The sequence below is a fragment of the Streptomyces sp. NPDC050164 genome, from assembly GCF_044459945.1.
Lineage (GTDB): Bacteria > Actinomycetota > Actinomycetes > Streptomycetales > Streptomycetaceae > Streptomyces > Streptomyces coeruleorubidus_A.
Map to the genome: position 1 here is coordinate 193,895 of NZ_JBITJK010000007.1, position 12,137 is coordinate 206,031.

At 72.5% G+C, this 12,137-nt stretch carries 8 protein-coding genes; 6 read left to right on the forward strand and 2 right to left on the reverse strand.

Annotated features, from left to right (window positions below; all coding sequences use genetic code 11):
* Nucleotides 1-12: 12 nt before the first annotated feature.
* Together ACIBNA_RS14130 and ACIBNA_RS14135 are read left to right on the forward strand one after the other, a co-directional pair.
* A complete protein-coding gene (locus ACIBNA_RS14130) occupies nt 13-2,712 on the forward strand; it encodes a hypothetical protein (RefSeq protein ID WP_399165472.1) in 2,700 nt (899 codons plus the stop codon).
* Between the two features lie 56 nt (nt 2,713-2,768).
* On the forward strand, nt 2,769-3,848 hold the full coding sequence (locus ACIBNA_RS14135; RefSeq protein ID WP_399165473.1) for a glycoside hydrolase family 88 protein: 1,080 nt from the start codon (nt 2,769-2,771) through the stop codon (nt 3,846-3,848).
* A 322-nt stretch (nt 3,849-4,170) separates the two neighbouring features.
* Here the strand turns inward: ACIBNA_RS14135 and ACIBNA_RS14140 are convergent, their stop codons facing one another.
* The gene (locus ACIBNA_RS14140) at nt 4,171-4,482 is read right to left on the reverse strand and encodes a hypothetical protein (protein ID WP_399165474.1); all 312 of its coding nucleotides are present in this window, start codon (nt 4,480-4,482) and stop codon (nt 4,171-4,173) included.
* Between the two features lie 36 nt (nt 4,483-4,518).
* Here ACIBNA_RS14140 and ACIBNA_RS14145 point away from each other — a divergent pair, with 36 nt between their 5' ends.
* From ACIBNA_RS14145 to ACIBNA_RS14155, 3 genes are all read left to right on the forward strand, one after another.
* Nucleotides 4,519-5,616 (forward strand): GDSL-type esterase/lipase family protein, encoded by a 1,098-nt coding sequence (locus tag ACIBNA_RS14145; protein WP_399165475.1) that lies wholly within the window; start codon nt 4,519-4,521, stop codon nt 5,614-5,616.
* Between the two features lie 113 nt (nt 5,617-5,729).
* Nucleotides 5,730-7,364 carry a cellulase family glycosylhydrolase gene (locus ACIBNA_RS14150; protein WP_399165476.1) on the forward strand — a complete coding sequence of 545 codons (1,635 nt, stop codon included), beginning with the start codon at nt 5,730-5,732 and terminating at the stop codon, nt 7,362-7,364.
* 241 nt (nt 7,365-7,605) lie between these two features.
* Entirely contained in the window at nt 7,606-8,757 is a 1,152-nt protein-coding gene (locus ACIBNA_RS14155; RefSeq protein ID WP_399165477.1) for an acyltransferase family protein, read from the forward strand.
* A 28-nt stretch (nt 8,758-8,785) separates the two neighbouring features.
* Here ACIBNA_RS14155 and ACIBNA_RS14160 read toward each other — a convergent pair whose 3' ends face one another.
* Nucleotides 8,786-10,891, reverse strand: coding sequence for an alpha-galactosidase (locus tag ACIBNA_RS14160; RefSeq protein ID WP_399165506.1), 2,106 nt, complete (start codon nt 10,889-10,891; stop codon nt 8,786-8,788).
* Nucleotides 10,892-11,024: 133 nt separating this feature from the next.
* On the opposite strand from ACIBNA_RS14160, the gene ACIBNA_RS14165 reads away from it, so the two are divergent.
* A complete protein-coding gene (locus ACIBNA_RS14165; RefSeq protein ID WP_399165478.1) occupies nt 11,025-12,062 on the forward strand; it encodes a LacI family DNA-binding transcriptional regulator in 1,038 nt (345 codons plus the stop codon).
* Nucleotides 12,063-12,137: the final 75 nt, after the last annotated feature.

Here is a 12,137-nt window from a genome sequence, read left to right on the forward strand (position 1 = left end):
GTGCAGAGCGGTATGGAGAACGGTGTGGAGAGCGGCAAGGGCCGCACTGTGCATGCCCTGGACGAGCGTGGGACCGTACGGGACTGGCTGATCAGCCCGGCCTGGAGCGAGCCCGCCGACGATCTGGGCAAGCATCTCGCCGCGGACGGGGATCCCTGGGGCGAGCGAGGCCGGTGGCGGCTGACCAACGGGCCCGATGTCACCCCGCTCAAGGAGGAGCTCTACCGGCACCGGCCACTGCGCCGCGATCCGGTCCTTGCTCCTGTGGTCGAGGGCGGCGAGATCCGGTACACCGGCCCCGGCGGCACCCGGCACTCCGGGCGGTGGCAGCGGGCGCACACCGCGGCCGACGGTCTTGTCGACTGGAGCGAGTTCTGCTTCACCCCGGAGTACCGGGTCGCCCTAGCGGCCTGCGTGCTGGAGGTCGACCAGGCGGAGTGGCGAACCCTGCGGCTGGCCACGACCGGTCCGTTCCGGCTGTTCGTGGACGGTGAACCGCGCGGCGAGTCCGGCACGGTCAGCTACATGGAACCCGTCGAGCACGACATCCGGGTCTGGCTGCCGTCGGGCACCACGACCGTCGTGGTCGCCTCCTGGCAGGTGGCGTTCCGCGAGGTCCGGCAGATCGTACGGCTGCGCGTCGACGGACTGCCGGTCCGGGTGGTGGTGCCCAGCGAGGGCGCCTGCGAGTACACCTCCGCCGTCGCCGAGCGCGTACTCGACGCGGTGGGCACCACCCGCTGGGGCACGACCGACGGCGAGATCCCGCTCACCGGACCTGACGGCGCCGCGCTGCGGCTTCAGTGGGCGGGCCGGACCCGGCGGATCCGACTCGACGGCGGCCGGGCGGCGGTACGGCTGGACGAGGCGGAGGAGGGGGACGAGACAGACAAGGCGGACGAGACGGAGGAGGCCAGGGCCGGGGACGACGTGGGCAGCGCCTCGATGCTGTCCACCGGCGCTTCCGTACTGCGGGTCTCGGTGGACGACGACCGGGCCCCGGTGTTCCGGGAGTTCCCGGTCGCCGTACTGCCCGGCGCGTACCGGGCGGCCCCTGAAGGCGAGCTGTCCGACCGGCGCGCCGAGTTCCTGCGGCACGCCGCGAGGGCCGACGGCACCGGGGGCGAGCTCGTACGCGCCCTCACCGACCCGCACCACACGGTCGGCGAGTCCGGTCTGACCCGCGCCCTGTGGATGATCGACAACCGCGCCGACTGCGCCGACTTCGAAGCCGTCGGCCTGTTCCATCTGTGGCGGCGGATACCCGCCGACCGCTGGGCACCCGGCCTGCGCGACCGGGTGCGCACCGCGCTCCTCGGCTTCAAGTACTGGATCGACCAGCCCGGCCTCGACGCCATGTGCTACTTCACCGAGAACCACCAGTTCGTCTGGCACACCGCCGAGCTGTTGTGGGGCACCGAGCTGGCCGGCGACACCTTCGGCAACACCGGATGGACCGGCGCCGCGCACGCCGCGCACGCGCGCGGCCTGGCGATCGAGTGGATGCGCCGCAAACTGGCCGGCGGGTTCAGCGAGTTCGACTCCAACGCCTACCTCGCCATCGACCTGCTCGCGCTCGTGTCGCTGGTGGAGTTCGCCGGGGACGCCGACGACTGTGAGATGGCTGAGCTGGCAGAGCTGGCGGCCGGTGTCGCCGACCGGGTGCTGTTCAGCCTGGCGGCCAACTCCTGGCGCGGCATCCACGGCTGCGCCCACGGCCGCAGTTACGTGTCGACGCTCCGCTCGTCCCGGCTGGAGGAGACCGCCCCGATCATGTGGGTGTGCTTCGGCACCGGCGCCCTCAACGACGCGGTGCTGCCGGCCGCGGTGGTCGCCACGGCGGACCGCTACCGGATGCCGGACGTCATCCATGAGGCCGCGCACGACCTGCCGGAGCGCTGGTGGGGCCGGCAGAACTACCGCGGCGACTACCGCCTCGCCCATGACCTCCTCTCCCGTCCGTACGGATCCGACCTCACCGTCTACAAGACCCCTGACGCGATGCTCTCCTGTGTGAACGACTACCGCCCGGGCCTGCCGGGCCTTCAGGAGCACATCTGGGGCGCCACCCTGGGCCCCGAGACGCAGGTCTTCGTCACCCACGCGCCCAACGCCTCCGTCTCCCCGTCGGCGCGGCCCAACTCCTGGGCGGGCAACCGGATCCTGCCCCGCGCCCGGCAGCACGAGGGCACGGTCCTGGCGCTGTACCGGATACCCGCCGACGACGTCATGGCGTACACGCATGCCTGGTTCCCGCTGGCCGAGTTCGACGAGTGGCTCCAGCACGGCGTGTGGATCGCCGGGCGCAAGGGGGACGGCTTTGTGGCCCTGGCAACCGAAGGCGGTGCCGAGCCGGTGACCGCAGGTCCGGACGCGTGGCAGGAGCTGCGACCGGCCGGGCCCGGTACCGCCTGGGTGTGCACAGTGGGACGGCGCGCCGTGCACAGGGAGCTCGGCGATTTCGTCCGTACGCTCGCCGCCCCCGACTTCGGGCCGGACCGCGTCGCGTTCCGTACGGCCGAGGGCACCGAGCTGTCCCTGGACTGGGCCGGGCCGTTCACCGTCGACGGGCGGCCCGCCGATCTCGCCGCCGACGGCAGCGTCGCGACCCCGCCGCAGCTCGCCAACCCGTACGCGCAGCTGGAGTCCGGAGCGACCTCGCTGGCGATCGGCCCGCATGTCATCGACCTCCGGAAGGGGCGCCCCCTATAAACGGCGGAACAAACGGCGCAACGAATGGCGGAACGAACGGCGGGCACGGTCTCGACGTGAGCCAGGCGGCCCTGGCCGGGCCGCCGTTGATGCCTGCCGACCAGCGGGACCTGACGCCCGGACTGCTCGCGGCGACCGCTGAGCGGATCGCCGCGCGGGCGGCGGGAATGGGGCTGCGCCAGTGGTTCTGGGGCGAGGGCGTGGTGCTCCAGGGCATGCTGCGCCTCGCCGAGGCCACCGGCCGGCCGCCGCATCCCTTCGCGGCCGAGTTCATCGACGGCCATCTGTTAAGCGGCATCGAGCTCGGACACGTCAACGATCTGGCGCCGGGCACGGCATGCGCCGATCTGTACGGGCTGACGGGCGAGCGGCGTTACAAGGACGGCTGCGAGCGGCTGCTGCGGTGGCTGCGCCGTGACGGCGTCCTCACCCGCGACCCGGGCGGCGCCATCGAGCACTGGCCCGGCGGGGTCTGGGCGGACACGGTCTTCATGGCCGGCGCGTTCCTGATCCACTGCGGCGTGCACACCAGCCGCTCCGAGCTGATCGCCGAGGCGGGCGAGCAGATCCTCGCCCACGCCCGGATCCTGCAGCACCCGGAGACCGGGCTGTACGCACACGGCTCGCACCAGGGCAGCACCATCTGGTGCCACTGGGGCCGGGCCAACGCCTGGGCGGCCCTGGCCTCCGTGGAGTACCTCGAGGCCGACCGGTGTCACGGCGAGACGAGCGAGCGGGTCCGCGGCATCCTGTGCCGCCAGCTCCTCGCGCTCGCGGACCACCAGCCCGCGCACGGCGTCTGGGACGTCCTGGTCGACGGCCAGCCGGAGAACAGGGGCATCCTCGAGACCTCGGCCGCGGCAGGCATCGCCGCCGCCATGTTCCGCGCCGCCGCACTCGGGATCGAGCCCGACCGGCTGCGGGCCGCAGCCTGGCGCGCCCTCGCCGGCCTGCACGCGTACGTGACGCCCGACGGCACCCTCACCCGCACCAGTGCCGGCACCATCCTTCAGCTCATTCCCTTCGGCTATTCGGTGATCCGCACCGACATGATCCAGCCCTGGGGACAGGGCCTGGCTCTGCACGCGTACGCAGCCGCGCTCAACGACCGGGCGCGGCCCGGGCAATCCGCGTAATCCGCATCACGGAGGTCGCCCATGGCGGTCAGGCACGCGACCGGCCCCGACCGGATCCCGGCTTCGGCACCGAGGCGCTGCGCTCGCGCTCCCTCGTTACGGACCTGTTCGCCACCGACAAGGTCCGCTGTGTCCACAGCCACGAGGACCGGGTCGTCATCGGCGGGGTGCGGCCGTCCGGGGCTGCCGTCCCGGTGCGTACGGCGGAGCCGCTCCGCGCCGAGTACGTCCGGGTCTGCCGCGAACGTGGACAGGCGTGAACTTGCCCGCTGAACGGGCCTGTTCGAGGGCAGTCGGCCCAGGACGAAGGAGACCCTCCGCGTCAGCGCTTCGCGTGGTGGACCTCTGCGCCGGTGTCGGTGTAGACCAGCGCGGCGTAGGCGTTGACCAGATCGGGGACAATCCCCGCGTCGGCGCTGACCGTTCGTCCGGTACGCCCGTCGACGACGAACGCGCCAACTTTGCCTTTGGCGTAGAACAGATCCTTGAAGGCGGCTTCCGAGATGGCGTTACGGTCCTTGGCGCCGTCCCCCGCCGCCCGGCGCCACAAGATCTTGCCGGCTTTGTCCACGGCAAGCGCCCCGTCCTGGCCCGCCCCTCTTGACGCATCAATGACAACAATGGCTTGATGCATGGGAGCGCTCCCACCTCACCCAGGGAAGGGATCACCATGCGCAGAACCCGCCGCTCGTCTTCGCGCTTACGAATCATCCCGGTGCTCGGCCTCCTTGCGACACTGCTCCTCCCCCTCGGTCTCACATTCGCGCCCCGGGCCACGGCCGCACCGGCGGCGGACCCCGTCCGCGTCATGCCGCTCGGCGATTCGATCACCGGCTCGCCGGGCTGCTGGCGAGCGGTGCTCTGGAACCGGCTGCTGAACAGCGGGTACACGGACATCGACTTCGTCGGCACCCTCCCGCCGCAGGGCTGCGGACAGGCGCACGACGGCGACAACGAGGGACACGGCGGTGAGCTGGTGACCAATGTGGCCGATCAGAACCTGCTGCCGGGCAGGCTCGCGGCCACACACCCGGACATCGTTGTCATGCACTACGGCACGAACGACGTGTGGAGCAGCATCACCCCCGACCGCATCCTCGCCGCCTACACCAAGCTCGTGACGCAGATGAGGGCCTCGAATCCCGACATGAGGATTCTCGTCGCGCAGCTCATCCCCCTGAACCCGAGCAGTTGTACGGCCTGTGCGCAGCGCGTCGTCGACTTCAACGCGCGGATCCCCGACTGGGCGCGGGCGACCAGCACCGCACGTTCCCCGATCACCGTGGTCGACCAGTGGACGGGCTTCAGCACGGCCACGGACACCTACGACGGGGTGCACCCCAACGCCTCCGGCGACGACAAGGTCGCCGCCCGCTGGTTCCCGGCCCTGGCGGCGGTCCTCGACGCGGGCGTCCCGCAGGGCCCTGGCAACCCGGGGGAACCCGCGGCCTGTACGGCGCGCTTCCGGGCCGTCTCCTCGTGGCAGGGCGGCTACCAGGGAGAGGTGACCGTGACGAACACGTCCGCGTCCGCCGTCTCGGCCTGGACCGCGATGGTCGTACCGGCGAACGGCGCGCGCGTCGGCCAGGTCTGGAACGGCACCCTCAGCACGGCCGCGGACGGTACGGCCACCATCACGAACGCGGCGTGGAACGGCGCGTTGGCGCCCGGCGCGAGCGCCACGTTCGGCTTCGTCGCCACCACCCCGGCAACGGCCGGCGCTCCGGCGGCGACCGTCACGTGCACGGCGAAGAGTTCCGCCGCCTGACACCCGGCACGGACCAGGACCGGCCCCGGCAGCACACTCGCCGCTCCCTCCCCAGGACTGGACGCGACCCGGAACAGGCCCCGCCTCATCCAACCCCCACCTCTGGAGCCGCCATGAGACCCCGCACCGCCCCCACCTCGCGCGTGGCCACCGTGGCCGTCGCCCTCCTCGGCCTCCTGCTCTCCTTCCTCTCCCTCGGCACACCGGCGCACGCCGCCCCCAGCGGCTTCCGTATCGACAACGGCCGGCTGCTGGAGGCGTCCGGGAACGACTTCGTGATGCGCGGCGTCAACCACGCCCACACCTGGTTCCCGGACCGGATCAGCTCCCTCGCGCACATCAAGGCCAAGGGCGCCAACACCGTCCGCGTGGTCCTCTCCAGCGGTGACCGCTGGACCCGCAACGACACCGCCGACGTGGCGAACGTTGTCTCCCAGTGCAAGCAGAACCGGCTGATCTGTGTGCTGGAGGTGCACGACACCACCGGGTACGGCGAACAGAGCGGAGCCGTCACGCTCTCCCGCGCCGCCGACTACTGGATCAGCGTGCAGAGCGCGCTGACCGGTCAGGAGGACTACGTCATCGTCAACATCGGCAACGAGCCGCACGGCAACATCGGCTACACGGCCTGGACGGCCGACACCAAGGCGGCCATCCAGAAGCTCCGCACCGCCGGGTTCGACCACACGATCATGGTCGACGCGCCCAACTGGGGCCAGGACTGGGCGTTCACCATGCGGGACAACGCCGCCTCGGTCTTCGCCGCCGACCCGGACGCCAACACGATCTTCTCGATCCACATGTACGGCGTCTTCGACACCGCCGCCGAGATCACCGACTATCTGAACCGCTTCGTCACGGCGAAACTCCCCATCGTCGTCGGCGAGTTCGGCCACGACCACTCGGACGGCAACCCCGACGAGGACACCATCCTGGCCGTCGCCCAGCAGCTCCGCCTGGGCTACCTCGGCTGGTCCTGGAGCGGCAACAGCGGCGGCGTCGAGTACCTGGACATGGTCACGAACTTCGACCCGGACCGGCTCACCAGCTGGGGGCAGCGGCTCTTCAACGGCGCGAACGGCATCGCCGCCACCGCCAAGGAGGCCGCGATCTACTCCTTGGGCGGAGGCGACACCACTCCCCCGACGGCCCCCGGCACCCCGACCGCCTCCGGGGTGACCTCCTCGTCCGCCACCCTGACCTGGTCCGCCGCCAGCGACGCCACGGGCGTCACCGGCTACGACGTCGTCCGGGTCAGCGGCGGCACCGAGACGGTCGCCACCACCACGGCCAGGACCACCGCCACCCTCACCGGCCTGTCCCCCGCCACCTCCTACACCTTCGCCGTCTACGCCCGTGACGCCGCCGGCAACCGTTCGCCCCGCTCGGCCACGGTGACGTTCACGACCTCCTCCGGCGGCTCAACGGCGGCCTGCGGCGTCGGCTACCGGGTGACGAGCAGCTGGCCCGGCGGGTTCCAGGGCGAGATCACCGTGCGCAACACCGGCACCTCGGCGATCAACGGCTGGACGCTGCGCTGGACCTTCCCGGACAGCCAGCGCATCACCAACCTCTGGGGCGGCACGGCGACGCAGAGCGGCTCCGAGGTCAGCGTCGCGGCAGCCCCGTACACCGCGACGATCCCCGCGGCGGGTTCGGTCACCCTCGGCTTCACGGCCACCCGGGCGACGGCCAACCCCAGCCCGACGGCGTTCACGCTGAACGGCGCCGCCTGCTCGGCGAGCTGACCGGGCCGTGTGCGACGGTGCCGGCGCGCTCCCCACCAGTGGGCGCGGCGGCACCGTCACCGTCCGGCGCGGCGGCATCGTCACCGTGGGTGTGATCCGCGCGACATCCACGCCGAAAGCGGTTTGCGTCGCCCCGCAGTGGTCAGGCGGCGGGGATGTCGCACCGGCACCCCACCGCCGTAACACCGGCAAGACGCGTATGCGCCCGTCCCGGTTCCCCGCCCCCTGCGTGGGAGGCGTGATGAGCGAGGACACACTGCGCATGCGGACCGTGTCGAACACGAGCGGCGAGGCCGGGGCGAGCACGTCGCGCGAGTCCGCTGCCCCGCCGAAGCCGGCCGGGCAGCGCGACGCGTTCTTCGACAACGCCAAGTACCTGGCGATCGTGCTGGTGGCGATCGGGCACGCCTGGGAGCCGTTGCGGGACGGCAGCCGGGCGGTCAGCGCGCTCTACATGGTCGTCTACGCCTTCCACATGCCGGCGTTCATCGTCATCTCCGGCTACTTCTCGCGCTCCTTCGACGCGAGCCCGGGGCGGATCAGGCGCCTGGTCACCGGGCTCGCCGTTCCGTATGTCGTCTTCGAGACGGCGTACACGCTGTTCACGCGATGGACGGACCAGGAGCCCGACCGGCCCGTCAGCCTGCTGGATCCGCTGTATCTGACGTGGTTCCTGGCGGCGCTGTTCATCTGGCGGCTGACCACGCCGGTGTGGCGGCGCGTGCGGTGGCCGCTGCCGCTCGCCCTCGTCATCGCGATGCTGGCGACGCTCTCGCCGTCCGTCGGCAACGACCTCGACCTGCAACGCACCCTTCAGTTCCTGCCGTACTTCGTCCTCGGTCTGCTGCTGAAGCCGGAGCACTTCCGGCTGGTGCGCCGCCGCTCGGTGCGGGTGCTGGCCGTGCCGGTCTTCGCCGCCGCGGTCGTGGCGGCGTACTGGGCGGTCCCGCGGATGACCGGCGCCTGGTTCTACCACCGCGACAGCGCCGAGGAACTCGCCGCGCCCGCCTGGTACGGGCCCGTGATGACGCTGGTGACCTTCGGCTGTTCGCTGGTCCTGGTGGCCTGCTTCCTCGCGTGGGTGCCCGGGCGCCGGGCGTGGTTCACGGTGCTGGGCGCTGGGACGCTGTACGGCTACCTGCTGCACGGCTTCGTCGCCCAGGGGTCCAAGTTCTGGGGCTGGTACGAGCCGGCGTGGGTCCACGGGCCCGTGGGCGTGGTCGTGGTGACGGTCTTCGCCGCGGTGCTCGTGACCGCGCTGTGCACCCCGCCGGTGCGGCGGCTGTTCCGCTGGGTGATGGAGCCCGAGATGGCCTGGGCGTTCCGCCGGGACGCACATCAGCAGGCGCGGGAACGCAACGCGGTCCGCGAGGGCAGTGCCGTAGGCCGTTGACGCCGGGGCCCCGCCCACCCGTCCTGGCCTACCCCTCCTGCGTGAGCCCGATCAGCAGCACACCGGGCGTGCGCGGCACGGACACCGTCAGCCCGTCCCCGTCCCAGACGGCCGTGCCCGCCCCCGCTGAGGACGGGTGCAGGACGTCCGCGCGGACGGTCCGGCCCGCCAGGTGCCGGACGGGGACGTGGAGTTCGGCCGGTCCGCCGCGGCGCCAGACCGACAGGTACGCCGTGCGGTCACCGGGGACCGAGAGCCCCAGGGCCAGCCACTCGTCCGTCCAGCCGGGCAGTCCGAGCGGCCAGAACGGCAGGGCCCGCGCGAGGTCCCCGCGGATCGACTTGTAGACCGCGACCGCGTCCCGTACGAGGGCCAGTTGGTGTTCCGACATCCGGTCGAGATGGCCCGAGAGGTGGATACGGCCGAGCAGGGCCCCGCCCAGGGTCCACGTCGTCAGGCCGTCGTCGAACTCGGGCTGCGGGTAGGCCCAGACGGCGCCCTGCTCGGGCGGGACGGCGGTCGGCGCCGCGGCGGCGATCGGCGGGTAGCGCAGGGGGTCCTGCTGGTCGCTGGTGGACTGGAGCTGGGCGACGGCCAGGGTGGCGCCGTCCATGCGCATGCCGCCCGAGGCGCAGTTCTCCACGACGAGTCCGGGGTGGCGGTCCAGTACGCCGGCCAGCCAGTCCAGGTAGGCGTGGGCGTGGCCGAGCAGCCCGGCTCCCGGCGCGAGGTCGCCGGGTGCCTGGGTGCCGGGGTCGACCACGATGTTGTAGTCCAGCTTGAGGTAGCCCACGCCCCAGTCGCCGACGATCCGGTCCACGGTCTTGTCGAGGTGGGCGCGGGCGGCGGGGTGCCGCAGGTCGAGCTGGTGGCGGCCCTGTTCGGCCAGGCGCACGCCGTCGCGCTGGAAGAACGCCTCGTCGGGCAGTTCGGCCGCGACGGGGCTGCGCACTCCGACGACCTCCGGCTCCAGCCACAGTCCGGGCACCATCCCGCGCTCCCGGATCCGGTCCAGGACGGCCTGGATGCCACCGTCGGGGAAGCGGCGCGGCGAGGGCTGCCAGGCACCGACGCTGTCCCACCAGCCCTGGGTGTCGTCGTCGTACCAGCCCGAGTCGATGCAGAAGTACTCGGCGCCGGCGTCCGCGGCGGCGTCGATCAGAGGCAGGAGCTTGGCCGTGGTCGGGTCGCCCATCAGGGTGTTCATGTAGTCGTTGAAGACGACGGGGAGGGCGGTGTGGTCCGGGTGCGGGCGGCGGACCGCCCGGCGGTAGGAGGTCAGGGCGCCCATCGCGGCGTCGAGGTCGGAGCCGAGTGCCAGGGCTCCGGGGACGGTGGTGAACTCCTCGCCCGGGGCGAGCCGGAGGCGCCACTGGTGTTCCGCGTCGGTGGGGCCGTTCAGCGCGAGGTAGGTGCCGTGTGCGCGTTCGCCCAGGTCCCAGCGCCAGCCGGCCGGGGACTCGACCTGCCACACCCAGGCCCGGCCGCCGGCCCGCTCCGTCAGCGCGCCCATGGCGAGATGGCCGTCGGTGGGCCAGCTGCCGCGCCCGGTGAGGGAGAGGGCGGCCCGGCTGTCGTGCTGGTGGGCGTCGACGTGGATGTCGGCGACGGCGGCGCGCAGCGGCTCGGTGTACCAGCGGCACTCGGCGAGCCAGTCGTTGCGGGCCCGGTGGACGTCGAGGGCGTCCGGGGCGGGCAGGCCGCCGAGCAGGAGGCTGCTGACGGACTGGACGACCAGCGGCTCCTGGCCCTCGTTGCGGAGCCGGACGCGGGAGCGGAGGACGGGCAGTGCGGTGGGTGACGTGAGCTCGACGGACGCCGTCAATCCGGTGTCCGGGTCGTGGAGTTCGACGGTCAGCCACTCCCAGCCGTCGCGTCTGCCCGTGCGGTGGGTTCGGTAGGCGAGCCGGGCGCCGAAGGCCGTGCCGGTGAAGCGGGGGCCGGACCAGCCGGTGCCGTGGCCGAGGGCGGTGAGCTCCACGAGCGGGAGCGCGGAGTGCGGAGTGGCGGAGCGCTCGTCGTCGGGGTGGGACAGCCGGACCAGCCGCAGGGTCCCGTCGGCGGCGACCGCGAAAGCGGCCCGGAGGGCTCGATGCCCCCAACTGAACTCGTCCTGCCGCCGGTTGGAGGCCATGTGCGCCGCATCCGCCGTGCCGGTCAAGGTGCTCCCCCTCCTGACCTCGCCCCGTCCTCGGGGAGCGGAGGCCCGCATGAATCCCTCGTTACGGTCTCTTGACGACCCAAGTGTGACCGGTCACAATCCTGGCATGAATGTGACCGGTCACACAAGGCGCCCGGCGAGCATCAGGGACGTCGCGACCGCCGCGGGGGTCTCGTACCAGACGGTCTCTCGGGTGATCAACGGCCATCCCAGCGTCCGGCCGTCCACCCGGGAGCGGGTGCTCGCCGCCATCGAGGAACTGGGCTTCCGCCGCAACGCGACCGCCCTCGCCCTGGCCAGCGGGCGCAGCCGGGCCGTGACCGTGCTCACCGCGAACACCACCCACTACGGCTACGCCTCGATCCTCCAGGGCATCGAGGAGGCCGCCCGCGCGGCGTCGTACGCGGTCGGGATCGGGGTGCTGGAATCCGCCGAGGACGCGGCCGTCGCCGCGCAGGTGCAGCGCGCGGCGGACGCGGGCGGCGGGATCATCGCGATCGCCTACGATCCGGCCGGTGTCCGGGCCCTGGGAGCCGTGCCCGCCGGGCTGCCGGTCGTGGGCGTGGTCGAGACCCCGGCGAGCCCGCCGGGCGGCGACCGCCCGTGGGTGTGGACCGACGACCGCGAGGCCGCCTACCAGGCGACCAGCCACCTGCTCTCCCTCGGCCACCAGACCGTGCACTACGTGGCCATCCCGTCCAGCACCCGCCGCACCAGCGCCCGCACCAGCGGCTGGCGGCAGGCGCTGAAGGAGGCCGGCGCCCCGGAACCCCGCCCGGTGCAGAGCAGTTGGGGGCCGACGGGCGGTCACGCCGCCGGGCTGAAGCTGGCGAAGGACCAGTCCGTCACCGCGATCCTGTGCGGCAACGACGACCTCGCGCTCGGCGTGCTGCGCGCCCTGCACGAGACCGGCCGCTCGGTACCGGGCGAGGTCAGCGTGGCCGGTTTCGACGACGCCCCGCACTCCGCCTTCCTCACCCCGTCCCTGACGACCGTACGCCTGGACTTCACCGGCCTCGGGCGGTCCGCGTTCGCCCTGCTGCACGGCGTGCTGGAGGAGTCCGCGCCGGTCGCCCCGCATCCCGTGTCCGTGCCGGAACTGGTGGTGCGGGAGAGCTCGGGGCCACCGCCCGCCGACGTCTGAACCGCCGACGCCTGAACAATCCGAACGAGCCCAGCAGTTGCGAGTCCCGCTTTCTGAACCGAACCGCCTGCTCCG